This window comes from Candidatus Auribacterota bacterium (assembly GCA_026392035.1).
Taxonomy (GTDB): Bacteria; Auribacterota; Tritonobacteria; order UBA1439; family UBA1439; genus JAPLCX01.
In genome coordinates, this window is sequence record JAPLCX010000108.1 from 1 (window position 1) to 24,308 (window position 24,308).

The window sequence follows — 24,308 nt, forward strand, 5'->3', positions numbered from 1 at the left end:
GACCCACATACACGTTGTCACCGTGCAGATCCAATCCACCGTACAAGGCCATCGCAGCCTCCTTTCCGGCTCGCCGTCGCCGAGCCACCTTGCACAGAGATTGTACACTTGTTCTTTTCGCCTTTGTATGATTATCAGTTATGGGAAATATAAATCTGTAGGGGTATGCTTCGACGCAGAATACACACCGAATACCTGAAGAGCGAGGACCATAAAACACGATCCCCTCTCCCCGATTATTATATATTCCACGAGCATAAAAAGCGAGATTGCTTCTCCCACCCTCCGGGCGTGATCGCAATGACATGCTGATCGTGATGTGGGCAACAGCCCGTAAAGATTTGACCCCCGGTGGGGCCGGGGGCGCCTCAGGCCTTGCTCATCCAGACTGTTTGACGGTGGTGGACGGCGTCGACCGCCTTGTCCCAGATGAGCGAGAAAGACTGGAGGTCACCCAGGTTCAATTTCCCTTCGTCCAGATCCTTCAGGGATTGGCTGAACAGTTTGAGCAGGCGGCGCTCCAGATCGTGCAGTCCCTTCAACTCGGTGGCCGACTCTATCTGCAAGAACAGTTTTGAGATCTCGCGGGTGTACTCGTCAATCCTCCTGGCGCGCTTCACCTGTAACCTCGCCCGCATCGCCATGATGATGGAGAGGAACATCGGTCCGAGGGTGAAGAAGAAACAGATCTCGTTGTAGTATTTTTTGATTATGTCGGGTTGCCCTCGATTGTAATATGCGAGCGCACCCTTGTGGAGAGCCGGACCCATCGCCTCTCCCTTGTCCGGCGCGCTGATGGACACGGCCACGGGGGTGTGCGTGATGAGCTCATTCTGATGTTCGAACAGTATGCGCGTGATGGTGAAGACAAGCCAGTCGTCAACCTCCGCGCGGACGAAGAGCGCGGTCTGGACGCCCACCGTCTGCATATCACAATCAGGGACGGCAGGCCCGGCTGCGCGGTATGTCCCCCTGGGAATGGCGCAGGGGGCGATGAACGGCATCATGACCTTCATCGCCGCGGCCTGATCGATCGGGACCAGTTGCCATGCGCCCGCGCGCATCAGCATGCACACCATGGGCTCGCCCAGGGGCACCGAGGCAAAGACCGCGTCGATTTTCTGCTCGCGCAGACTCCGCTCAATGTCTTTCTTCCACTCCAGTGACTTGATCACATTTACCGCCATGTCATTCTCGCCCAAACCGTAGTGCTGCGCGAGAAGGTAGAAATCACGGTAGGAGCCGGTGCTCCTCGGCGGCACCAGCACGCGCTTCCCCCTCAAATCACCGGGGCTCCTGATCCCGGACTTCGCGCGGACCGCGAGGTGGTACAGTTCAGGGTAGAGGAGGGCCACGGTGCGGATATTGACCCCCACGCCCATGTGCATCGGCGCAATGACGAGGTCGGCCCTCCCTGACTTGATGTCGTCCATGTTTTCCTGCGATCCCTTCGTCTCTTTGACAACCAGGCGAATCCGCGGCTCGACGGCGGAAACTACCTGAGCGAGGGCTTCCCCCAGTTGATAGGAGTATCCCACGCGCGGACCCGCCGCGATCCGCAGCTCCCTCACCGTGAGCCGCTCGCTGATCCAGAGCGTCCCGGCGACCGCGATTATTCCCACGCACACGAAGATGACAATTCGCGCTCTTCCCCGCTTCATGCGCTCCCTCCTCTCGCGAAGCTACAGGAAACGCTTCGGTCTGACGGCGAGAATTGTACTACAAGAGGCAGGCGTGCAAAAGATTATATCGCGTGGGACTGCCTCAAGTAATTATGAGCCCGTATCCGTCGCGCGCGGCTGCTGAAGCCGGTCCCGCACAACTCTGCGAACAAAAAGTCCCGTGAATTCACAAGGCTGGCGGGCAGGGTCAAATCCTCTGGGAGAGAAGGGGCATAAGGCGACGTGCGATTGAGGGTGCGCCTGCCGGGAGGAGAGGATGTTCCCTTTTTCGCGTCTTTTCCCTTTACTACCGGAGGCTGCTTTTAACATAGTATGGCGAAATGAAGAAACGGAAGTGGTATGTCTATATGATCAGATGCCGCGACGGAACGCTCTACACGGGCGTGACCAACGACCTGGAGCGGCGCATCGGTGACCACGACCGCGGCAGGGGATGCCGCTATACGCGAGGCAGGGGGCCGGTGAAATTGATCTACCGCGAATCATGCCGCAGCAGCTCATTGGCGCTGAGGCGCGAAGCGCGTATCAAGGGCTTGAGCAGGGTAGAAAAGATGCTGCTGATAGGGAGGGGGCCCGGGAGGTGCGGAGGCCGCGGGTCTTCGTCCGCGGTGACGCCAAGACGTACCACCAGAACATCGTCGCCGTGCTGAACGCATGCCAGGAGGCCGGGATCACGGACGTTTCCCTGGCGACGGAGAAATGAATTTCCGCGACAGGATATTGTCTTCAACATGCGTAAGAGCAACGCATGATACGATAATTTGACTCCTGTGCCCTGCCCCTGCCCTGCGGCGTACAGCGGCCTTTTGTCATTTGCAGCATGTCAAATACGACGTCTACAATTGCATTGCGGTACAAATTATTACATATCTTATTGGGAAGCAGCATATTATATACAACGTCTGGATTGCAGTGCTAAAAGCTTCTTAATAGTGTCTGGCTGTTTGAGCTTTATGTGTCATAAAAATTGCTATATAATCTACGCATATTTGCCGCTCCGGGGAATACCTAGAGGACACACTATTTATCCCTTGAGATTTCAAGAGGTAATGAGGGCCAATGCAAAAGGAAGCCAAAGCCAGAATATTAATCAACGACCTTCTCAAAAGATCGGGATGGCGGTTCTTCGATGATGAGAACGGGCCGGCCAATATCACGCTTGAGACACATGTCAAACTCAAAAAGCAAATCCTCGACGATCTTGGTGACGACTTTGAAAAGACGGTCAGTGGTTTTGTTGACTATCTCCTGCTGGATGACCGTGGTTTCCCGATAGCCGTGTTGGAGGCAAAATCAGAGGAGTATGATCCTCTTGTGGGCAAGGAAAAGGCCCGCAGGTACGCTCATTCGCAGAATGTCCGTTTCGTCATCCTTTCCAATGGTAATCTTCATTATTTCTGGGATTTGGAGCAAGGAAATCCTACGCTGATCACAGAATTTCCCACCTCTGAGTCCCTGAGCCATTTTCAGACTTTCAAGCCCAATCCCGATGCTCTGATCGAAGAGAAGGTTGAGTCGGATTATATCGCGATCACCCAAAACCCCAATTATCATGCTGACCCCCGATGGAGCAATCCGGGGGAACGTGATTCCTTTATCAAAGAAACTGATCTGAAATTTCTGAGGCCATACCAACTTCGGGCAGTCGCGTCTCTTCAAAACGCTGTAAAGAAGGGACAGACGCGATTTCTATTTGAAATGGCAACCGGCACAGGCAAAACCCTTGTTGCCGCCGGGGTTATCAAACTCTTTTTACGAACGGGTAACGCCAAACGGGTCTTATTTCTTGTGGACAGGCTGGAACTTGAAGATCAAGCCAAGAGGCGTTTTGTTCCTTTTCTCAAGAACGATTTTCATACTGTTGTCTATAAGGAGAATAGAGACGACTGGCGCAAGGCTGAGATTGTTGTCTCCACTGTCCAGAGTCTTCTGTCTGATAACAAGTATCAAAGGTTATTCTCTCCGATAGATTTCGATCTGGTGATTTCTGATGAAGCCCATCGTTCTATCAGCGGGGATAGTCGGGCGGTGTTTGAGTATTTCATAGGTTACAAGCTTGGTTTGACGGCTACACCCAGGGACTATTTAAAGAATATTGACCCCTCCAAGCTCAACGCTCGCGATCCACGCGCATGGGAACGCCGTCAATTGTTGGACACTTACAAGACTTTCGGCTGCGAGAGTGGTATCCCAACATTCCGCTATAGCCTTGTTGACGGGGTGAGCGAAGGTTACTTGCTCAACCCGGTGGTAGTGGATGCGCGAACTGAGATAAGCACGGAATTACTTTCAGAAGAAGGATATTCCATTATGGTGGAGAATGAGGATGGAGAGCCTGAGGAACAACAATTCTTCGGTATGGATTTTGAAAAGAAGTTTTTCTCATCCAAAACAAACCGCGTTTTTTGCGAAACCTTCTTAAGGAATGCCCTCCGCGATCCCCTGAGCGGCGAAATAGGGAAAAGCATCGTTTTCTGCGTGCGACAGGATCACGCAACCAAGATTACAAAAACTCTGAATGAACTTGCCGATGCAATATTCCCGGGAAAATATAACTCCGACTTCGCAGTGCAGGTGACATCCTTGATAACCGATGCTCAGCAAATGTCGGTCAGCTTTGCCAACAATAACCTGAACGGGCATACACGTTTTCTGGATGGCTACGTGAGTTCAAAAACCCGCGTCTGCGTCACAGTGGGGATGATGACGACAGGCTATGATTGCGAAGACGTACTCAATATCGCCCTGCTCCGCCCGGTTTTCTCGCCGACCGACTTTATACAAATCAAGGGGCGCGGGACCCGGAAATATGATTTCAAATATGTCGAGAAGGATGGCAACCAGGTTCAGGCACATGTGAAACCAAAGGAGAAATACAAGCTGTTCGACTTTTTCGCGAACTGTGAATATTTTGAGGAGAAGTTCAATTATGACGAAGTGATCAAACTCCCGCCGCTGCGTCCCACAGAACCAGGGCCGGAACCCCCGCCTCCGCCACCGGATCTCTCAGGCTACACAAGTGTGATACCAGACCCGCTCAAAACTATCCGCGAGACGCCTGTAGGCGCTCTTGGGATGAAGATTGACCGGAAGCTGTTTGAACGTTTTGAAGAAACCGTAAAGGCCGATCCGGTAGCCCGGGAGAGCTATGAGCGAGGCGATATTAAAGAAGCGGAGGCCTATGTCGTAGCGAATCTGTTCGACAAACCGGAATGGTTCTTCAGCCTTGAAAAATTACGCAAATCAGTGCATCTGGATCGGCGGATTACTCTACGGGAAATTCTGGCCAAGGTATTCGGCGAGATTGACCGATTCAAAACCAAGGATGAACTCCTGGAGGAGGAACTGTCGAAATTCGTTTCCATCCACAAGCCGGATGCGACACGCATGCCGGTAATACGGCAATTTTTCAAGGCATACCTGACCGATGGCGGTGTCCGGGGCATTGTGGATTCCCGCGAATTTCCCAGGCTGGCTGATAATCCCAAAGTATCGCTGGCTGACTTGCGATTCCTTGGGGAATGGCGGGATCGTATTCCTGAATATGTGAAGGACTACGTATCTCTGAACCAGTTTGTGTGATGTAAATGGATGTGCGGGAGTTTTAAAACTTGAGGTCACAGATTGTGACCTCAAGCGCAGGTCTCATGAGGATGTCGCAATTTGTGATATCCTCTGACATTAGGTCATCGTTATGAATAGCAATCGAGTGTCCATACCAGCGGAGCGAATCGAGGGATTGATTCTTCTGATACGGGGGCAGAGGGTTATGTTGGATTCCGATCTGGCAAAGTTGTATGAAGTCACGACATCAAACCTGAACAAGGCGGTCAGACGTAATCCCGAGCGTTTTCCGTCCGATTTCATGTTCCAGCTTAATGCATCCGAGTACCGGTCTTTAAGATTCCAATTTGGAATCTTAAAGCGCGGCCAGCACTCAAAATACCTGCCATTGGCCTTCACCGAGCAGGGCGTTGCGATGCTCTCCAGCGTATTGAACAGTCCTCGCGCTATACAGGTAAATGTAGCCATTATGCGCGCTTTTGTACGCTTGCGCCAATTACTTGCCACACATGCAGGCCTGGCCCGAAAGCTTGAGGAGATGGAGCGCCAGTACGACCGGCAATTTCAGGTTGTGTTTGAAGCTATCCGTGAACTAATGAAGCCTCCGGAACCAAAAAGACGGCAGATCGGGTTCCATGTCCGGGAACGGCGTGCCTCATATTCCGCTCGACGGAAAAAGGTTGTGAAACATGCTCGACGCTGAAACCAAAGCGAGAATAGATTCCGCCCGCGACATCCTGGTGGGCGCTATATTACCCTCTCCCTCTGGAGGGAGAGGGCGGGGTGAGGGGGAATATTTTGCTCTTCGTGACTGATTCTGCATGAAAGGAAGCAATGTATGCTTGATACTGATACAAAAGCGAGAATAGACTCCGCCCGCGATATCCTGGTGGGCAAGGTGCCTGATCCAAAATCCCAGGTGGAGCAAATCACCATCGCCCTGATCTACAAGTTCATGGACGACATGGACCGCCAGTCGGAGGAACTGGGCGGCAAAGCGGCTTTCTTCTCCGGTGAGTTCAAGAGATACGCTTGGAATCACCTACTCGATAATCGCCACAGCGGCCATGAGCGGTTACTTCTCTACGCCGAAGGCATAGAGAAGATGAATACCAATAAGAACATCCCGCAGCTTTTCCGCGATATCTTCAAGGGCGTCTTTCTTCCCTACCGCGATCCAGAAACGCTGAATCTTTTTCTTAAAGAGATTAATGGATTCACGTATGATCACAGCGAAAGGCTTGGGGATGCGTTTGAATATCTCCTCTCTGTTCTCGGAAGCCAGGGAGAAGCCGGACAGTTCCGAACACCGAGGCACATTATTGACTTCATTGTCTCAATCGTCAGCCCTCAGAAAAATGAAACTATCCTCGATCCCGCATGTGGCACCGCGGGATTCCTGATCTCATCTTACAAGCATATCCTAATCCAGAACACCAAGGATCGCCCCGGAGATAAACTTACGGCCGACGAACGCGGCAGGTTAATGACAAATTTCTGCGGCTATGACATATCGCCCGATATGGTGCGATTGTCCCGCGTAAATATGTACCTGCATAGTTTTGCAAATCCGCGCATCCACGAATATGACACATTGACAAGTGAGGAGCGATGGGACGAGCGCTATGACGTGATCCTGGCTAATCCGCCTTTTATGTCACCCAAAGGTGGTATTCGGCCCCATAATCGCTTCAGCATCAAAGCTACCCGAAGCGAGGTGCTGTTTGTTGACTATATCGCTGAGCATCTCAACGTCAATGGCCGCGCCGGCATCATCGTGCCGGAGGGAATTATTTTTCAGTCGCAGAATGCTTATAAGAAACTGCGGAAGATGCTCGTCGAGAATTATCTCTGGTGTGTGGTTTCGCTCCCCGGCGGTTGTTTTAATCCTTATTCCGGAGTGAAGACGAGCATCCTCCTCCTCGACAAATCGCTGGCAAAGCGGATAGATGAAATCATGTTTGTGAAGATAGGGGATGATGGGTTTGATCTCGGCGCGCAGAGGAGGCCGATTGAGGAGAATGATTTGCCCGAGGCACTGGCGCTAATTAAGAAATGGAAGGAAGGTAACAAAGAAGTTCAAGAGGCGCAAAAGAAATTGGCTCATGCCGTCAGCTGCAAACAGCTCCTTGAATCCGGCGATTGCCACCTCTCCGGCGATCGCTACCGGGATAAGGGTATTCGAGTCAGCGGCAAGTGGCCGATGGTGCCCATTGGAAAACTGTGTGAGAACATTAAAAATGGCCTCACTCCAAAAGAACATAGAGGACGTGTTGTCTATATTGGGCTAGAAAATATTGTATCAAACTCCGGTGAGCTTGTCGGAGAATTTGAATCCGAAATTAAAGCAATAAAGAGCACAAAACTGCGTTTTCAGAAAAATAATATCTTATATGGCAAACTGCGTCCCAATCTTAATAAGGTTTGGCTTGCGGACCGTGATGGAATTTGCTCCACCGATATAATGGTTTTGCGCTTCAATTCGATCCTTGCAAACCCTTCTTTATTTGTACATATCCTTAGGCAAAAGATCTTCAATAACAAAGTGCTCCAGGGACTTGTTGGAGCACAATTGCCAAGAATCAAATTCTCATACTTTGTATCTATAGATGTCCCCCTTCCCCCTCTGGAAGTACAGGAGCAGATTGTCGCGGAACTGAACGGCTATCGGAAGATCATCGAAGGCGCAAAGCAAATCATCGCCAATTACAAACCGACCATTAAGATTAATTCGGCCTGGCCGATAGGTGTTTTGAAAGAGGTGGCAGAGATTAATCGATTAACAATTGACCCGGGTGAGAAATATGGCAGCCGAGAATTTTGCTATGTCGACATTTCCTCTGTAGAAAACGGTACCGGGAGAGTTATGTTCGGTAATCGCATAAAAGGTAGTGAAGCTCCCAGTAGGGCACGCCGTGTCGTCGCCAAAGGAGACGTTTTGCTTTCAACGGTTAGGCCAAACTTGAAAGCATTCGCCTGCCTCGATGAGGTCCCGGATGATGCTGTTGCTTCAACCGGGTTTGCTGTTTTGACACCTCGTGCAAACAGAGTATTAAGTCGGTTCCTCTGGCATCTACTTTTCGATGATTGCGTCCTGGCGCAAATGCTAAGCAGGATGGGGCGAGGTGCATATCCGAGCATAAATCAATCAGATGTTGAATCCCTGAAAGTCCCCCTTCCGCCCCTCGACATCCAACACCAGATCGTTGACACGCTCGAATCGGAGCGGGCGATAGTAGACGCGAACCGGAAGCTGGTCGAAATGTTCGAGCAAAAGATTCAGGCCAAGCTCGCAGAAATATGGGGTGAAGAATAGCAACAGAGCCAAGAGGTGTAATCATTATTATGATGATGATCATTGGACTTAATGTGCTTCAGCCTTCTATGTGGGGTCTATGAATATAGCGGTTGCCCAGTCCTTAAACAATAGGTGTTATGAAGTTAGAGGCCCCGGCTAGGCAGGATAAAAGAGAATAAGAATATGTTTGGACAAAAGTATTTTGAACAACGTATTGGCGACATTTTCCATTTATCTCCAATCCCGTACTTGTGTGGCGATGGTGAGTTATCCAATTCACATGAATCATGCAAAGTGCGGTGGGAACTGAATGTTCCTATCACCGGGGAACCACTTCTTGTCATTAGTACTGGCAAAGTGATCACGCCTGATAGTTGGATTACAGCAGACCGACAGTTTGTTGAGTGGATATTGACAGGAGCCACAGATGATAAATTATTCTTGATCGCAGCGGAAGCAGTCATATTAAATAGAATGAAGCCTTCATCTGATGAGCAGCCGAATTATTATTTTAGCCAGTTTCGGCAGATGGATATTTTGCGAAGTTCATCAAAAGCAGTTACTAAATTAGAGGCAATAACGCTTAATTTTACATTTGAAGGTACAGATAAATTCCAAATAGCAGTCGCTGGAAGGCAAATCCACTTCCGACAAAGCAAGCAGTATAGCGAGTTAAGGGAGCTTATAAAGATCAAACGGATTGATCGCGCCTTAATTTCTGAGATCCATGTTCCACTACTTGAAGGAGAGACGCTAGAAATGGGGATAGAGATCCTATTCACGCTAGGATGGTTAATTTCTTTTCTCACCTTAAACCGAGTTTCAACTCCATTGCTTCGCCTGCTAGACAATGAAACGTTGTGTGGTTGGAGAATTATGGAGCTCCGTTCTTATCCTTATCATCCTAGTGAAATCATTGATAATAAAATAATCCCAGAAGGCATCAAGAAATGCCTCGAATCAGTATATGATAATTTTGTGAGGTTTAGTAAATCGCTAGAGCTGGAACGACTCGTAGATATGATTTTGACAGCGTATCAGGAGGGGCTTGTGGAATTCAAAGTGGCTGGGCTTATTTTAGGATATGAACTATTTTGTACGTCTTTTCTGAAATATAAAGGCAGACCGCTGACTCTAGAATCTAACATCGAGCAGAAGCTAAATGGTGTAAATAGTTATCTTCGCTTTATACCCGCGCATTTGCTTAACGAAAGACTGCGGAAAGATATTCGCAACCCGCTTTTTCACGAAGGATTGATTATTGGGATTGATACAAGGAGTTTATTTCGATGGTATAAAGAATATTTGGATCTATTGATAGAAATGCTTTTATTTATTTTAGGCTATAAAGGGAATTTTATTTCACGCGTAGATTATAAGCCCATTCCGGTCCCGATATCCGCAGGCAAATCCAATATCCCTTGATGACAGAAGTGGAACACAGGCTATGATGAATTCATTGAGCGTATATATGTCAGGCAATAATCGCTTTGCATGAATATGAAAATCATACTTTTTCTGGGATCAGGAGTATCATTTCCGACGGGATTGCCATGTGCGAAAAAGGTAACAGATTCTATTCTCAGCGATGAATGGCATAGTTGTAGTGATGGGATATTTCGACCGGGGCCAGAACCGAATCAGTATTTTCGAGACGATAATCTCGCGCCTTGTCTTCAGCAGTTTCTAAAATTGCTTAAGGAATATGCTGACGCTTATTATTCAAATAAGCATAGGCCAGAGTCGAATTACGAAGATTTATATTACCTCGCGCAGCAGATAGAGGATGAGGAGTTGGGAGAGATATTTAATCCAGCCATACGGCCTTTTGTCGAAGAGATAAAAAACAAGACTGTAGCATTATGCAGTCGGGAACAGTTTGGTATCAAAGACTTAACTTTTAGAGAGCTAGGCTGGAAAGCTTGCATATTTATTGAATATGCTTTATGGCAACTTTTGGGTACTAACAATAATCCTGAAGGGATGAATCTCATTAAAGAGCTTGCGCTATCGCCAGAAGTTGAAGCTTTAGATATTCTCACTTTGAATCATGACATTCTAGTAGAAAGATTCCTTAGTCGTAACGGAATTCAATATGCTGATGGTTTTGGGCTACCTGATGGAGATGTTAGGTTTTTTAAGCCATCGACATATGATGAGGATATCAAGGTTCGCCTTTTCAAACTTCATGGCTCAATCAACTGGTTTTGGCTTAGACGCCGTGAGGGTGATATTGCCATTGCTGAATATGGCATCCCAATAAATAATGACATTTGGCACTTTAAAGATGCAAAAGGTGAGAACATTGATAACTTGATGGGCGGGCCCAGAATTTTGATAGGGACTTATAACAAGATACCGGATTATGGTCAGGGCATATTTTCAGGAGTACACCTCAAATTTCAGTCTATTCTCCCAGAACGTGATTTGATGGTTATGTCCGGCTATGGCTGGAATGATAGGGGGATATCTCTCCGCCTTCGAGAATGGCTTAATTCTTCAATGGATAAACGCCTTTATCTATTGCATCAAAATCCTGAATCAGAAATTCGCGATAAATCAAAAAGTGGAATGTGGCACTGGTATGAGCCATGGGTAAAAGAGGGAAGGCTTGTGCCAATTAAGCAATGGTTGTGTGATATTAAATTACCTGAACTAATCGGAATAATTAAAACCCATCGAAGTGTGCATTAACTCCGTTCAACGACTATAAAGATCAAAGAGGCAGCCCCTCTTAAACAGCGTTTAGAAACTTTTGGAGCGCGCAAAACCAAGAGCCTGCGGAGCCGAGGTCAGAGGTTTCTTTTCCTGCACCCGTGGAGCCCGTGGGGGAAATCGAAGGGGATCACTAAAAACAGCGGGAATTTTTTCTCTCATTCTAATCCCAATTTTAGCATTGCTGCCCAACCCATCCGCCTTGACTCACGCAAATGTTATTGACCTCATCCATGAACGCTCAACCCCGCCGCCCTGCTGCCCATTCCCTCCCGCATCTATAATTGGAATGCTAAAAAGATCCGCCTTGACTTACGCGAATGTAATTGACCTCACCCCTGAGCGCTCAACCCATCCTCCTTGACTCGCATGAAAGTTATCGGCATACGCATTTAAGCGTCCACGACACCTCAATAAAGCTTCCCCATCATAAGCGGAGTGGAAGCGGAGAGGGTACGGAGAGGGTGTCTCCCTGGGTGAGAAAAGAACCCCCCGCACCATCTCACGGTGATGCGGGGGCTTTCCAGAGCCACCGGGGATTATGCCTTTTAATGAGCTTTTAGAGCGCGCGAAAAACCTGGAGCCTGCGGAGAGATTCCCGAGACTAAAGTCTCGGCTACGAGTCTCGGCTACCAAGCCCGGCCACGCCCCGGTCCCGGTGGGACTTCCCTTCGGCGGGGTCCCTACCGGGAGAGGAGCAAAGAAAAACAGCACAGGTCATGAGTCGGAGTCGCAAGGAGCGTGACAGCTATGCTAAGGCACCTCAACTAAGCTCGGTGACTTCGTCGCGCTCCTTGCTTCACATATGGAGCCAGCGCGGCCTGTCGAGTCGGGAGTGGTATGCTCCGAAGATCCTTCGCTGCGCTCAGGAGCTCCGCGGGGACGGGCGAGCAATCAATATGCCTTCAGGAACTTGAGATTCCGCTTCCGGGAGCGGTGGATTATGTTAGGCAAGATCACCGGGAACAAGGCCCCTCGGCTATGCTCGGACTCTCCGCTCGTTCGCAAAAGCTCACTCTCTCCGACTGGTAATGGGGCCTCGATTTGAGCCATTTTTTCATTTCGAACCAACTCCGACCGGGAAACTGGTCGGGGTTGGTTCGTTTTGCCTCCGGCTTCGCCTCCGGAACACACGCGCGCGTTGAAGAGATTTGAATAAATGAAAAGGGATAGGCTGCTCCCCGAATCTGATTACCACGAGCGTGTCGAAAAGATTCCTGCGGCGGAGGCAAAATACAAAAGGCCCTTATAAAGGGCCCTTTGCATTTTAGCGCCATGACCGCCGATGTGATTTTCTCCGGCTCCAGCCGGCGGCGCGGTCACAGGAGAAAAGGCTGACGCTCAGATAACCGTGTCGAAAACCATCGCGATCATCCGAAACGGCAGTGCCACGACATCCCCGATCAGGATGAAAAACCTCCCCACGATACTGTGGGATTCCTTCTCCTTTATGATCGTTGTCTCTTTGACTACCTTCCCGGGCTCTCCCGGCGTGGGCTCCGTTTTATAGACGGTTTCTTCCTTGGTGACAGACTTGGCAGATGAGCCGCACCCGGTCATGAGAAGCGACGCCATGAAGATCACCACCACACCCAGGATTATCCCACGATGCCAGCCTGCCGTTGATCGCCATATATTCATTTCGCTCCTCTCTTTAGGCAACAACCCATAACGTGCAGCAATAGTTATTCCTCATGCCCTCCATGTTCTTCACGCTCTTCATGCCCTTTATGCTCGCCCTTGTGCCCCTTCGCGCATTTCTCGGACATCTTCTTATACATGGGGCATGCGGCCTGCATCTCCATCATCATTTTCTGCATACCTTCCATGTCCATTTTAATTTCCGCTTCCTTCTGCACATTCAGATCCTTGTCGTATTTAATGAGCTTATTGCCCGTCATCACCACGACGCCGCCGTCCGCGGTCGCGACGATCGACCGCTTCATCATCTTCTCAGCCATCTCGGCGTGCATGGGGCAGCAGTAGCCCATTCCCTCTTTCTCCATCGTGTGCAGCCATGCTTTTCCGTGACACTTCATTGGCCCGGCGCACCCCAGGCATACCATCGCCAATGCCACGCCTGCCGCGAGAACTCTTTTCATGCCTTCTTCCTCCCTCTTGACAGTTGCCTCCGCCCATCTCCTCACACACCCGGCGCCGGGCGTGTGCACCCTGCAATGATTCAAATGTTGTTGAATGTATGTGGCGCTGCGCGCGCACCTCCTTTCTCTTCTGCAGCACCTGAGCTTGAAAAGGTGTCCCAATATCTCTCGTGCTATATTTTAATACAGTTACCCCCGATTGGGGAAATCTTTTTGATGTGAATCATCGGGTGTGGTTCATGCGACGTACGCCGATAGCGCAATAATGACTCTTTCCTGCGCGAGGGGCCGTTGATCACTGCACCCGCCCGAGGTAGTACTCCACCGGCGCGCGGTCGTCGGTGAGGACGGGCACGTCTGCCCCCACCTCGCTCTTCCAGAGGTGGGTCAGGTAGCGGTTCGTTTCCTCATCGGCGCTCTCCGGCGCGGGCTCGCGATTCGACTTCAGCGCCGCGAGAATGATGTTCTGTACCTCGCGCCCGTCCTCCGGATCATCGACGGGAAAAAGCATGACGCGCGGGAAGACTTCCGCACAGGTGGCGTACTCCGCCCTGGTGAATCTCCCGTTCATTCCGTCGACGGCGCCGATGATATTCACGAGCAGCACGCCCCCCTCGGCCAGCATGCCGCTCATTCTCCGCGCTGCCTCAATTGTCGTGAGCTGATACGGCAGGCAGTTCGCGTCCCTGAACGCGTCGATAATGATCACGTCGTACCTGTTGCCGCTCCTGTTGAGGAAGGTTCTGCCGTCCTCGTGGTGGACGGTCAGGCGGGGGTTGTCCCGCAGATTGAAATATTTTCTGGAGATCTCTGTCAGCATCGGATCGATCTCCACCACGTCGATGCGCGCATCGGGATATCGCCTGAGAAATTCTTTCGGGTAGGCGTAGGCCGCCCCGCCGATCATGAGTGTGCGTCTGAAACCGGTGGCGAAGTGCTCGGCGAGGCGGAAAAACTTCATGTAGTCGAACACGAAATCCTCGCCGTCGAGGTACATGGCGGACTCCTGCCCGTAGGGATCCGTGGAGAGGGCGAGGATCGGCCTCCCCGTCACCTCGTCCGTGTCCCTATATATCCAGACCCGGTTATAGGGAGTATCAATGTCGAGCATCACATCCCTCAGCCCTCCACCCAGCATGGAACCGCCGGCCGCCAGGAAGAGAAACAGTATGCCGGCCCTCGCCTTCCCGAGCCGGCCGCTGAACACCGCGAGGGAAAGAAGCCCAAGGACCGCCGAAGTCAGCAGGAGCAGACGCACGTTGCCAAGTAAGGGTATCAGGACAAATCCCGCGAGGAAGGTGCCGGTGATGCTTCCGATGGCGGAGAGGGCGTACAGCCTCCCGATGGCCGACCCCGAACTGGCGACATACCGTATTTTAAGTCTGGCCGCGTACGGGGAGACCATCCCCAGAAACACATTCGCCGGCGCAAAGAGCAGGAGGGCGCCGCACAGGGAGAGGGTTCCGTTGCCGCTGACCAAGGCATTCAGCGAGGAGAGGAGTTTATCTTTTAGGAGCGCAGTCAGCCCGACGCAGGAGGCCGCCAAGAATACCAGCAGAGAGAGGAGCCGCGCATCTGGCCGCCTGTCGGCGATTCTTCCACCCCACCAGTAGCCGATGCTCAGGCTCGCCAGGATCACGCCGACCAGATTAGTCCACACGTACAGCGACGTCCCCGCGTAGGGGGCGAGCACCCTGGAGCCCGTGAGCTCGAAGACCATGACCGCGGCACCGCAGACGAAAACCGCCAGTTCGCACGCCCACCTTCTCATCATCTATCCCCGTAGACGTTTTTCATAACACTTTTGTCAGGAGTAAGATACAACCTAAATATTTCTGGCGCGCAGAAGGGATATTTAGTTTGCATCGATCTCTCCTGCAGCGAGATGCGTACAACGTCTACATAACCGTCCGGCAGCTCCTGAACATAGCGGCATCTTCGATTATGCCCAGGACTCGTGCTGCGTTAGCAAGGATTATTGACTGATAGAACAGGTCCCCCCTCCTGTTTTTGTTGTATATGCTTTCTTGTTGTAGGGAAGCCTCATCAATAGCATGCCCATAAGGCAGTTGTTCGTTATGCCCGCGAAAATGAGCCCGCATGAGATCAGGATTGAAATCCAGATGAACGCGCCATGTACAAACCTCGCCAGTACTATGCCAAGCAATACCACACTTCCTGCAATAATTCTGACCTGCCGCTCCAGCGATATGGCAGGCTCGCCTTTGATCACAGGCAGTTTCTCCTTTTGCCAACGCGCAATGCCTCCGTCCATTACCTTTACAGAATGAATGCCGGATTGCAGCAGCATATCGGCTGCCATGGGAGAGCGATTCCCGCTATGGCAGAAGACCACGTAGGTGTGCCCCGCCCGGCTCAGGTCTTCTACTTTTGAGGCAAGCGTATCGATGGGGATATTGAGCGAATGATCAATGTGGACCTCATTAAATTCCAGCGGAGAGCGAACATCCAGTAAGATAACCCGAGGGTCTCTGGATGCCAGCGCTCGCGCATCTTCAGGTGAAACCATTTCCAGAAGTGAGGCTTCACCCCTTTGGTTCACACGTATAATGTTGTCGATGTTGAACGGTTTGGGGAGCTGTTTTGAACGGGCATTTTTAACAAATGATTCCTTGCTCGTTTCCTTGAGGAAGGGGTTGCTTTTCTTTTCCCTGGCGATAGTTGAAGATCTATTCCCGTGGTAATCGTGCGCGGGGAACAGCATGGTTTCATCGGGTAATGCTTTCAGCCTCTGCAGCGTATCAAACATAGCTTCAGGAGAGCCGTTCTGGAAATCCGTGCGCCCCACGCTGCCGATTAAAAGCACATCTCCGGTAAATAATCTGCCTTCTCCATAGATGCTCATGGCATCATCGGTATGACCGGGCGTATATATCACCTTGCAGCGGCATGAACCGAAGGCTATTTCCTCATTGTCCTTCAGTCTCCTGTCCGCCACACTGGATATGGCCTTTTCATGCATTAAAACCGGGGCCCTGTACCTCTTCTTCAGCACCGCGGCCAGAGAGAAGTGGTCCGCGTGCGTGTGCGTATCCATTATATATTTGAGACCCAGCCGCTTCTTTGTCAGATATCCGGCATATTCCTCCAGCAGACTTATGTGCGGATCAATGATGACCGCCTCGTTCCGGGAACTTAAGATATACGAGTAGCAGCTGCCGGCGCTGAATTGCTTTGACGCAAAATCCTTGCTCATACGTCATCCTCCTTTCCGCAGTTGATTGTATCAAGATACGCGTGGCGGATGAATTGAGTAAGTATATTACAATTGCCGTCGTGATTTTATCGGATTATCATTGCATCATGGCGGTAAGAAGATGGCACGTTTACATCATCAGATGCCGGGATGGGACGCTCTACACGGGTGTCACCAACGACCTGGAGCGGCGCATCAACGATCACAATCGAGGCACGGGCTGCCGCTACACGAGAGGCAGGGGGCCGGTGAAATTGCTCTACCGTGAATCATTCCGCAGCAGATCCTCGGCCCTGAGGCGCGAAGCCCGCATCAAGGCTTTGGGCAGGGAGGAAAAACTGATGTTGATCGGCAAAGCACTGTAGTAAAATCAACCTGCGGGCAGGATACCGGTCTTCCTGAGATTGCGTGTCCTGGGGCGTGGGAAGTGGGATCGTGACAGAATGATGGAGAGGAAAAGCGCGAAAGTGGACAAGTCGATAATCAGGGACCCGAAGGAGGCAGATTCCAGGAATATCCCCAGGGGCAAGCCGGGGATGACACCGGACGAGTGGAGCGATCTTCTGTACTCGGAGGTGACCCACAAGGAAATTGCAAAAATGGGAGAGGAGTATCAAAAGAGCCTGAATGACGAGAGGCAAAGGCAAGAGAAGATACGCGTGGCACCCCGAAGAGCATCGAAAGGCACGGATTCGGCCAAGAAATTGGGCGGTGAGGGGAGAATACCGGCCTCCCTGAGAACTCGCGTTATAGGGGAAATGGCGAGGCCGGTTTTTGAGCGGGCCAGCTAGTCCTGACGGAAGGGGAAGACCTGAATGACGCCTTGTGGGATGTCATGAAAGAAGGAAGATAGTTGGAAGCAGGGAGATAAAAAATGGCTACTGGAAACCTGAAGGTGTCATGTAGGCGCTGTAATGCTTGCGGAAAAGTGACCAAGTGTGAAAGGAATGGCATGATCTGGGGGTGCGGTGATCTGATCATGGTCTTTATGACAGTGGGCCTCTGGTGCATCGCTCGTTTTATCGTTAATGAAGTAATAAATCCCTGGCGCTGTTCTGAATGCGGGAAGCGAGTCTGAAACATAGGCGATATATGACCCGAAAAAATATATCCATCTTTTGCGCCGTTTTTATTTTTGCGATATTCATGCTGCACTTTTTACCATTCTCCAAAGATAAATCCTTGAATAATGCCGGACAAAAGATTGTCTCCACCACTAGAAGTCTTTTAGATTCAAATGAAATGCAGGTTGGTAAAGCTGCTTATGACCGCAAAGATTACGTAGCAGCCTTCCAAAACTTCTCCAAGGCCGCAAAAAAAGGTGATGCAGAAGCACAATATAAACTCGGGTTGATGTATGACGAAGGCCACGGTGTGCCGAAAAATTATGTCGAGGGCGCCAAATGGTACCGCAAAGCCGCAGAACAGGGCTTTGCACCGGCGCAGTCTAATCTCGGGTTTATGTATGTCAACGGCCAAGGCGTGTCGCAGGATTATAGTGCAACGTATGTCCATGGCCAAAGCGTGTCTCCAGATTATGTTGAAGCAGTCAAATGGTACCGCAAAGCCGCAGAACAGGGCTTTGCAGAGGCGCAAAATAATCTCGGGGCAATGTATTACAAAGGCCAAGGCGTGCCGCAGGATTACACAGTGGCCGCCGACTGGTACCGCGCAGCCGCAGAGCAGGGCAATGCAATTGCACAGTTGAATCTAGGGTCAATGTATTACCACCACTTGGGTGTGCCAAAAGATTACACAGAGGCATTCAAATGGTACCACAAAGCCGCGGAACAGGGTGTTGCACAGGCGAAGGCTATGCTCGGGTCAATGTATTACACAGGCCAAGGCGTGCCGCAGGATTACACAGAGGCCGCCAAATGGTACCACAAAGCCGCAGAACAGGGTGTTGCACAGGCGAAGGCTATGCTCGGGGCAATGTATTACACAGGCCAAGGCGTGCCGCAGGATTACACAGAGGCCGCCAAATGGTACCGCAAGGCAGCGGAACAGGGCGTTGCAGAGGCACAGGCTTGGGCCAGACGTAGAAAATGGACGACAAATGATCTAGCAATTTTATGTGTGGGAAAAACGAAACAAGAAATTCGTGGAGCATTTGGAGAACCGGATAATACCCGATGGGCAACCATGCGGCGGCTGGATTTATCAAAATATGATCCTGAGTATCATGATCAAAGTAAAATGGCATTCAGATGGATTTATAAAAATATGGATATCAACAATCTGGATCTCGGGACAAAAGAAAGTGTTCTCTGTATCTGGTTTTTCTATAGAGAGGGATACATTGCTACCAGTATAAAGACTATGAATTCATCAACGTATAGGGATTTGCTGCATGTAGAATTTGAAAATGGTTATGGTTCCGGTCCCAGCATCTTCTGACTATTGATTTCCGTAAGGACGATGACTTCATGATCCTGGCCTTGATCAACAACAAGGGGGGGACGGGGAAGACCACGTCCGCCGTTTCGCTGGCCGCCGCGCTGGCCATGAAGGGAAACAAGGCGCTGCTGGTCGATCTGGACAGTTAGGCAAGCGCCAGCCTGTCCATGGGGATCGAGCGGGCGCGGGGGCAAGCCGGGGATGACACCGGACGAGTGGAGCGATCTTCTGTATTCGGAGGTGACCCACAAGGAACTTGCGAAAATGGGAGAGGAGTATCAAAAGAGCCTGAAGGACGAGAAGCAAAAGCAAGGGAAGAGACGTGCGGCACCCCCAAGAGCACCGAAAGGCACGGATTCGGCCAAGAAATTGGGCGGTGAGGGGAGGATACCGACCTCCAAGAGATCGCGCCCTAGAGTTTAGGGGTGGCTTATTGACGAGGGAGGGGAAGCAATCTCACCTCGCATTAGCTGCGGAGCTAATGAAAAGGGAGGGAACTAAATTGGATGCGCTGCAGAAACATTTTCATGATGAGGCTGCATCATTTAAAAAGGCGGGCTTCGCTTCAATTCAATGGTTGGCCTGTGGCGATGAGCGCACGTGTTCTACATGTAAGGCGATGGATAAAAAGGTATTACCGATAGAAGATATGCGCCTTGTTATTCAAAAACATCACTGCGAAAACAAAGAAGATGGATGCCGTTGCACGTTTGTACTCCCAGATGAAGAATCCAGCCCAATAGATAATGCACAATCTAAAGGTGATAAATCTGTTCCCGACTTAAACAAAGCCCCCGTGATGGATTTTATGTCTGCCATCGAAGAGGCGAAGAAAAAAGTGGCCGATCCAAAATGGTGGAGAGAACAAGGCTGTAAATGGGGCGATCATGCAATGGAAAGCTTCGGGAAGCTAATGGATCCAAAATATTCTTTATCGAATGAGGAAGCAAAGAGGATCATCATTGAATTCCCCGCTTTCCATTCCATAATAATGGAATCCAATATCGAAATTAACGATGAGACAGTGCCTAAGGTTATCCAATTGATAAGGGAACAGCTTGACCCGCAGAAATGGGCAAATCACGCTCCGGGGAGTCTCCGGGACGCTGGGCAAGAGGGTAAAACATGACTTATACGCCGAAGTACACTATAACAGACGCCACGGCGGTAGCATTGACCGCTATCGAGCGGGCGAGGGGCTTCCTGGAGGCCGCGAAGCTCTCCGAAGACTGGGTAGCCGGGATGCAGCGGCGGGCGCTTGTCCTGGAGGCCCATCATACTACCCATATAGAAGGGACGCACCTCACCCTGGAGCAGTCGGAGCGGATACTCGCCGGTAAATCCGTCCCGGAGGCAAACCCCGATGATGCCCGCGAGCTTCTGAACTATCGGGATGCCTTCGAGCTCGTGGCGGAATACCTCGGGAGTGGGGAGCCCGTCACCGAGGCGCTCATCCGGCAGGTACACAAGCGCCTTGTGATCGGCGTGCGCGGCGACTCGGGAGCTCCAGGGGAGTACCGGAGGGTGCAGAACTACGTCGTGAACAGCCGCACCAAAGAGGTTGTGTACACTCCTCCACCTCCCCAGGATGTGCCGCCCATGATGAAAGAGCTTATCGCGTGGCTCGGGGAGGCCAAGCAGATGAATCCCGTCCTTGAGGCCGGTGCCGCTCAGTTTCAGCTCGTCCATATCCACCCATTTGTGGACGGGAACGGCAGGAGTGCCCGGCTCCTCTCGACGCTCTGCCTTTACCGGAAAGGGTACGACTTCAAGCGCCTCTTTACCATCAGCGAATACTATGACCGGGACCGGGCGGCCTACTACCGGGCAATCCAGAGCGTCCGGGCCAGCGGCATGGACCTCACCAAGTGGCTGGAGTATTTCGCGGAGGGACTCGCCGTGCAGATGCGGGAGGTACAGGAGAAGGGGGAGCGCGTCATTCGGGCGGACGTGCTTGCCCGAAAGCACCGCCTCTCCGACCGGCAACGGGCCGCCCTCGGGCACGCCCTGGAGCACGGCTTACTTGCCTTACAAGACTACGCCGCACTATGCCCGAAGGCTAACCGCAGGACACTACAGAGAGACCTCAAGGCTATGGTGGACAAAGGCCTTCTCATTCAGGAGGGCTCAGGCCCGGCAGCGCATTACCGCATGGGGAAGGTTAAGAAGTGAAATCACGACATAATCACGACACGAATCACGACAGGATCGCGACATGGAAGATCACAGGCAATTAGCCGCGTACCGCCCTTGTGTTGAGCGGATCAATTCAAACTGGGCCGCTTTCTCTGGCAAGAGGAAGGAACGGCTGCAGCAGCACGCTCTGATCGGCCCTGTCACGGAGAAGGCGACCGAGAACCTGAGCAGCTCGGCAGAACGGGGGAGGTGATAGGAACCGAAGGAATATAAGAATATCGTAGATTGGAATTAACACGCCATGAACACATCAGGGAGGAATGCATGACACTCACCGTATCAACGAGCGAAAAAGAGACCGGCATCGTGACGATATCCCCGGTCGGCGTCATTGACGCGAGCACGTACGCCGTTCTCGAGACGCAGGTGGATTCGGTGCTCCGCACGCCGCCGAGGGCCCTCATATTCGACATGGCGGGCGTCACCTACATCAGCAGCGCCGGTGTGCGCGTAGTCCTCAAAGCCAAGAAATACCTCGCGCGGGACAAGGGGAAGGTGATGATGGTGAACCTTCAGCCGAGAGTAAAAAGAGTGTTCGATATCATCAATGCGCTCCCTCCCCAGCAGCTATTCGCGAGCATCGAAGAGCTGGATGCCTACCTTGACCGGATGCAGAAAGGCATCTAGGGGGGAGGAGGGCTCCCGCTCCGTTCCAACTATGTGATCCCCATGCTACGTAATAGAGGCATCGCATTCAAACTCAGCCTGTTCATCCTTGCCAGCTGTACGATTATTTTTGCCATTATCTTCAGCTACAACTATCTACTCTCTCGCCGGATCATACAAAGGAAAATCGAAGAGAACGCAGGGAATCTCACCCTCCGCACCGTGAACAAAATTGAGTCGGTGCTCAACGCGGTGGAGAAGGTCCCGGAAAACGTCGCCTATGCGCTCGAGGAGTCGTCCTATACCAAAGAAGGGATACTGAACCTGCTTCGCACGGTGGTGGAGAACAACCCCGAGATCTATGGCTCGACGATATCGTATGAACCATATCTCTTCGATAAGAACGTGCGCCTCTTCGGTCCGTACTACTACAAACCCGGGGGGAAGCTGAGCTTCACCTACCTGCATGAGGGATACAACTATGTCGTCTGGGACTGGTATACGGTTCCCAAAAAGCTCGGCCGACCGGTGTGGACCGAGCCCTACTTCGACAAGGGCGGCGGTAATATCATCATGTCCACGTACAGCGTCCCCTTTTACCGGAACATCGGCGGCGCGAGGACATTCGCCGGCGTGGTGACCGCCGATGTCTACCTCTCCCGGCTCCAGGACATCGTCTCCTCGGTGAAGATAGGGCAGACCGGCTACGCCTTCCTGATATCCAAGGGCGGGACGATCGTGACCCATCCCCGGAGAGAGCTGATCATGAAGGCGAAGCTGTCCCACCTCGCCGAGTCCCGGCACGACCCGCAGTTGAGCCGGCTCGCCGCCGAGATGGCCCAGGGGAAGAGCGGGTTTGAACCGTCAACCAGCATCATCACGGGAAAAAAATGCTGGATACGGTACGAGCCGATACCGTCCACGGGATGGTCGCTGGGGGTGGTCTTCCCCCAGGATGAGCTGATGGCCGACGTCACCAATCTGAGCAGGACAGTATTCATTCTCGGTCTGGCGGGGATCGCGGTGCTACTGGCGGTCATCGTCGCCATCTCGGGCTCCATCACCCGTCCTCTGAGAGCGCTGGCGGGCGCGACGAAGGATATCGCGCGGGGCACGCTGGATTTCACGCTTCCCTCCATGCCCTCCGGGGATGAGGTGGGGAGGCTCGCCGCGTCATTCATCTACATGAGGGATTCGCTGAAGAGGTACATACGCGAATTGACGGAGGCGACCGCCGCGAGGGAGCGGATGGAGAGCGAACTCAAGATCGCCCGCGATATCCAGATGGGGATGGTGCCCAAGGAGATCCCGCCGTTCCCGGGGAGGAACGAGCTGGACATCCGCGCCGTGCTGGAGCCGGCGCGCGAGGTGGGGGGAGATCTGTATGATTTCTTCTTTATCGATGCCGATCACCTCTGCTTCGTCATCGGGGACGTGTCGGGCAAGGGAGTCCCGGCGGCGCTGTTCATGGCGAGAACCATCACGCTGATCAAGGCCACGGCACGGGAGGTGATGAGCCCGGAAGAGATTTTGAGCAGGGTGAACAAAGAACTCGCGCACAACAATGATTCCTGCATGTTTGTCACGGTGTTCTGCGGCATCCTGAACGTCACGAACGGCGAACTCCGCTATGTCAACGCCGGCCACAACCCTCCGCTCATCGTGCGCGCGGGAGAGGGGGCTGAGTTTCTGAAGGGGGGGGAGAGCACCGTGCTGGGAGTCGAGGAGGATACGGAGTATGCAAAGGAGACGATCTTCCTGCGCCCCGGCGACACGCTCTACCTCTATACCGATGGCGTCACGGAGGCATTTGATGGCACGGGGCAGATGTTTTCCGAAGAGCGGCTGCACGACGAGGTGTCAGCCCACAGGAAGGAGTCAGTTGCCGAGCTGGCGGGGAACACGATGCGCATGGTCAAAGCTCATGCCAGAGGAGTACCCCAATCGGATGATATCACCATTGTGGTCCTCAGATACCTGGACGCCGTGGTGGTGGCGGCGAGTGGAGAGAATAAAACCATTGTCGTCAAAAATCGACTCGACGACATCCTGACGCTCGCGCGGGAGATTGCCGCATTCGGCGAGAGGCACCGCCTGTCCGATGATGTGCTCCACGATGTGCGCCTCGCGCTGGAGGAGGTCGTGGTGAATATCATCCACTATGCCTACGAGGATGCGCGCGAGCACGAGATCACCGTCCGCATGCTCATGGAAGAGGGAAATCTCGTTCTGGAGGTCAGGGACGACGGGAGACCGTTTAATCCCCTGGACGTCCCGCCCCCCAATCTCGATGAGACGGCTGAAGAACGGCAGGTGGGAGGCCTGGGCATTTTTCTCTCGCGCAGGCTGATGGACTCTGTGCAGTACAGGAGGGAAGGGGCGGAGAATATCCTGACCATGAGAAAGAAGCTGTAGACCCTGTTCCCAACCTGCGTGCATCTCACCACCCCGGTCATCAACTCAGGGACCTGTGAGGCCCCGGCATGGAGTCGCCGGCGGGTAGCGTTCTCGGCCATGGCACGTCCACG

Annotated in this window: 20 protein-coding genes; 15 read left to right on the top strand and 5 right to left on the bottom strand. The window is 52.1% G+C overall.

The genetic code is table 11. The features are described 5' to 3' along the window. Positions 1 to 368 precede the first annotated feature (368 nt). Entirely contained in the window at positions 369 to 1,661 is a 1,293-nt protein-coding gene (locus tag NTX71_11430; GenBank protein ID MCX6340509.1) for a TAXI family TRAP transporter solute-binding subunit, read from the bottom strand. Positions 1,662 to 2,002: 341 nt separating this feature from the next. Between NTX71_11430 and NTX71_11435 the strand changes: the two genes are divergently transcribed. The 6 genes from NTX71_11435 to NTX71_11460 all read left to right on the top strand — a co-directional run bounded on the left by NTX71_11435 (position 2,003) and on the right by NTX71_11460 (position 11,238). Then, positions 2,003 to 2,332 (top strand): GIY-YIG nuclease family protein, encoded by a 330-nt coding sequence (locus tag NTX71_11435; protein MCX6340510.1) that lies wholly within the window; start codon positions 2,003 to 2,005, stop codon positions 2,330 to 2,332. Between the two features lie 409 nt (positions 2,333 to 2,741). Beyond that, on the top strand, positions 2,742 to 5,264 hold the full coding sequence (locus tag NTX71_11440; GenBank protein ID MCX6340511.1) for a DEAD/DEAH box helicase family protein: 2,523 nt from the start codon (positions 2,742 to 2,744) through the stop codon (positions 5,262 to 5,264). Positions 5,265 to 5,451: 187 nt separating this feature from the next. Next, entirely contained in the window at positions 5,452 to 5,949 is a 498-nt protein-coding gene (locus NTX71_11445) for an ORF6N domain-containing protein (GenBank protein ID MCX6340512.1), read from the top strand. Positions 5,950 to 6,084: 135 nt separating this feature from the next. After that, positions 6,085 to 8,562 (top strand): N-6 DNA methylase, encoded by a 2,478-nt coding sequence (locus tag NTX71_11450; GenBank protein MCX6340513.1) that lies wholly within the window; start codon positions 6,085 to 6,087, stop codon positions 8,560 to 8,562. Between the two features lie 165 nt (positions 8,563 to 8,727). Further along, positions 8,728 to 9,969 carry a hypothetical protein gene (locus NTX71_11455; GenBank protein ID MCX6340514.1) on the top strand — a complete coding sequence of 414 codons (1,242 nt, stop codon included), beginning with the start codon at positions 8,728 to 8,730 and terminating at the stop codon, positions 9,967 to 9,969. A gap of 69 nt (positions 9,970 to 10,038) precedes the next feature. Beyond that, a complete protein-coding gene (locus NTX71_11460; GenBank protein ID MCX6340515.1) occupies positions 10,039 to 11,238 on the top strand; it encodes an SIR2 family protein in 1,200 nt (399 codons plus the stop codon). Between the two features lie 1,362 nt (positions 11,239 to 12,600). Here the strand turns inward: NTX71_11460 and NTX71_11465 are convergent. From NTX71_11465 to NTX71_11480, 4 genes are all read right to left on the bottom strand, one after another. Beyond that, positions 12,601 to 12,900 carry a hypothetical protein gene (locus NTX71_11465; GenBank protein MCX6340516.1) on the bottom strand — a complete coding sequence of 100 codons (300 nt, stop codon included), beginning with the start codon at positions 12,898 to 12,900 and terminating at the stop codon, positions 12,601 to 12,603. Positions 12,901 to 12,944: 44 nt separating this feature from the next. Beyond that, on the bottom strand, positions 12,945 to 13,361 hold the full coding sequence (locus tag NTX71_11470; GenBank protein ID MCX6340517.1) for a hypothetical protein: 417 nt from the start codon (positions 13,359 to 13,361) through the stop codon (positions 12,945 to 12,947). A gap of 295 nt (positions 13,362 to 13,656) precedes the next feature. After that, on the bottom strand, positions 13,657 to 15,135 hold the full coding sequence (locus NTX71_11475) for a fused MFS/spermidine synthase (protein MCX6340518.1): 1,479 nt from the start codon (positions 15,133 to 15,135) through the stop codon (positions 13,657 to 13,659). A gap of 201 nt (positions 15,136 to 15,336) precedes the next feature. Beyond that, complete coding sequence (locus NTX71_11480; protein ID MCX6340519.1) at positions 15,337 to 16,578, bottom strand: MBL fold metallo-hydrolase; 1,242 nt, start codon at positions 16,576 to 16,578, stop codon at positions 15,337 to 15,339. Between the two features lie 107 nt (positions 16,579 to 16,685). On the opposite strand from NTX71_11480, the gene NTX71_11485 reads away from it, so the two are divergent. The 9 genes from NTX71_11485 to NTX71_11525 all read left to right on the top strand — a co-directional run bounded on the left by NTX71_11485 (position 16,686) and on the right by NTX71_11525 (position 24,195). Continuing rightward, positions 16,686 to 16,943 (top strand): GIY-YIG nuclease family protein, encoded by a 258-nt coding sequence (locus tag NTX71_11485; protein MCX6340520.1) that lies wholly within the window; start codon positions 16,686 to 16,688, stop codon positions 16,941 to 16,943. Positions 16,944 to 17,021: 78 nt separating this feature from the next. Next, positions 17,022 to 17,369, top strand: coding sequence for a hypothetical protein (locus tag NTX71_11490; GenBank protein MCX6340521.1), 348 nt, complete (start codon positions 17,022 to 17,024; stop codon positions 17,367 to 17,369). Positions 17,370 to 17,670: 301 nt separating this feature from the next. Continuing rightward, positions 17,671 to 18,978 (top strand): tetratricopeptide repeat protein, encoded by a 1,308-nt coding sequence (locus NTX71_11495; protein ID MCX6340522.1) that lies wholly within the window; start codon positions 17,671 to 17,673, stop codon positions 18,976 to 18,978. Positions 18,979 to 19,007: 29 nt separating this feature from the next. Beyond that, on the top strand, positions 19,008 to 19,127 hold the full coding sequence (locus NTX71_11500; GenBank protein MCX6340523.1) for an AAA family ATPase: 120 nt from the start codon (positions 19,008 to 19,010) through the stop codon (positions 19,125 to 19,127). A 353-nt stretch (positions 19,128 to 19,480) separates the two neighbouring features. Further along, positions 19,481 to 20,107: a hypothetical protein gene (locus NTX71_11505; GenBank protein MCX6340524.1), complete on the top strand. Its 627-nt coding sequence runs from the start codon at positions 19,481 to 19,483 to the stop codon at positions 20,105 to 20,107. Then, complete coding sequence (locus NTX71_11510) at positions 20,104 to 21,150, top strand: Fic family protein (GenBank protein MCX6340525.1); 1,047 nt, start codon at positions 20,104 to 20,106, stop codon at positions 21,148 to 21,150. Before NTX71_11505 ends, NTX71_11510 begins: the two co-directional genes overlap by 4 nt. Before the next feature lie 43 nt (positions 21,151 to 21,193). Next, positions 21,194 to 21,367, top strand: coding sequence for a hypothetical protein (locus NTX71_11515; protein MCX6340526.1), 174 nt, complete (start codon positions 21,194 to 21,196; stop codon positions 21,365 to 21,367). 71 nt (positions 21,368 to 21,438) lie between these two features. Beyond that, positions 21,439 to 21,801: an STAS domain-containing protein gene (locus tag NTX71_11520; protein ID MCX6340527.1), complete on the top strand. Its 363-nt coding sequence runs from the start codon at positions 21,439 to 21,441 to the stop codon at positions 21,799 to 21,801. A 42-nt stretch (positions 21,802 to 21,843) separates the two neighbouring features. Beyond that, positions 21,844 to 24,195 (top strand): SpoIIE family protein phosphatase, encoded by a 2,352-nt coding sequence (locus NTX71_11525; protein MCX6340528.1) that lies wholly within the window; start codon positions 21,844 to 21,846, stop codon positions 24,193 to 24,195. Positions 24,196 to 24,308 lie beyond the last annotated feature (113 nt).

What these genes read in the sequence shown, in the direction of transcription:
- NTX71_11430 (MCX6340509.1), bottom strand. Translation starts at nt 1,661, where the DNA reads ATGAAGCGGGGAAGAGCGCGAATTGTCATCTTCGTGTGCGTGGGAATA.
- NTX71_11435 (MCX6340510.1), top strand. Translation starts at nt 2,003, where the DNA reads ATGAAGAAACGGAAGTGGTATGTCTATATGATCAGATGCCGCGACGGA.
- NTX71_11440 (MCX6340511.1), top strand. Translation starts at nt 2,742, where the DNA reads ATGCAAAAGGAAGCCAAAGCCAGAATATTAATCAACGACCTTCTCAAA.
- NTX71_11445 (MCX6340512.1), top strand. Translation starts at nt 5,452, where the DNA reads ATGTTGGATTCCGATCTGGCAAAGTTGTATGAAGTCACGACATCAAAC.
- NTX71_11450 (MCX6340513.1), top strand. Translation starts at nt 6,085, where the DNA reads ATGCTTGATACTGATACAAAAGCGAGAATAGACTCCGCCCGCGATATC.
- NTX71_11455 (MCX6340514.1), top strand. Translation starts at nt 8,728, where the DNA reads ATGTTTGGACAAAAGTATTTTGAACAACGTATTGGCGACATTTTCCAT.
- NTX71_11460 (MCX6340515.1), top strand. Translation starts at nt 10,039, where the DNA reads ATGAATATGAAAATCATACTTTTTCTGGGATCAGGAGTATCATTTCCG.
- NTX71_11465 (MCX6340516.1), bottom strand. Translation starts at nt 12,900, where the DNA reads ATGAATATATGGCGATCAACGGCAGGCTGGCATCGTGGGATAATCCTG.
- NTX71_11470 (MCX6340517.1), bottom strand. Translation starts at nt 13,361, where the DNA reads ATGAAAAGAGTTCTCGCGGCAGGCGTGGCATTGGCGATGGTATGCCTG.
- NTX71_11475 (MCX6340518.1), bottom strand. Translation starts at nt 15,135, where the DNA reads ATGATGAGAAGGTGGGCGTGCGAACTGGCGGTTTTCGTCTGCGGTGCC.
- NTX71_11480 (MCX6340519.1), bottom strand. Translation starts at nt 16,578, where the DNA reads ATGAGCAAGGATTTTGCGTCAAAGCAATTCAGCGCCGGCAGCTGCTAC.
- NTX71_11485 (MCX6340520.1), top strand. Translation starts at nt 16,686, where the DNA reads ATGGCGGTAAGAAGATGGCACGTTTACATCATCAGATGCCGGGATGGG.
- NTX71_11490 (MCX6340521.1), top strand. Translation starts at nt 17,022, where the DNA reads ATGATGGAGAGGAAAAGCGCGAAAGTGGACAAGTCGATAATCAGGGAC.
- NTX71_11495 (MCX6340522.1), top strand. Translation starts at nt 17,671, where the DNA reads ATGACCCGAAAAAATATATCCATCTTTTGCGCCGTTTTTATTTTTGCG.
- NTX71_11500 (MCX6340523.1), top strand. Translation starts at nt 19,008, where the DNA reads ATGATCCTGGCCTTGATCAACAACAAGGGGGGGACGGGGAAGACCACG.
- NTX71_11510 (MCX6340525.1), top strand. Translation starts at nt 20,104, where the DNA reads ATGACTTATACGCCGAAGTACACTATAACAGACGCCACGGCGGTAGCA.
- NTX71_11515 (MCX6340526.1), top strand. Translation starts at nt 21,194, where the DNA reads ATGGAAGATCACAGGCAATTAGCCGCGTACCGCCCTTGTGTTGAGCGG.
- NTX71_11520 (MCX6340527.1), top strand. Translation starts at nt 21,439, where the DNA reads ATGACACTCACCGTATCAACGAGCGAAAAAGAGACCGGCATCGTGACG.
- NTX71_11525 (MCX6340528.1), top strand. Translation starts at nt 21,844, where the DNA reads ATGCTACGTAATAGAGGCATCGCATTCAAACTCAGCCTGTTCATCCTT.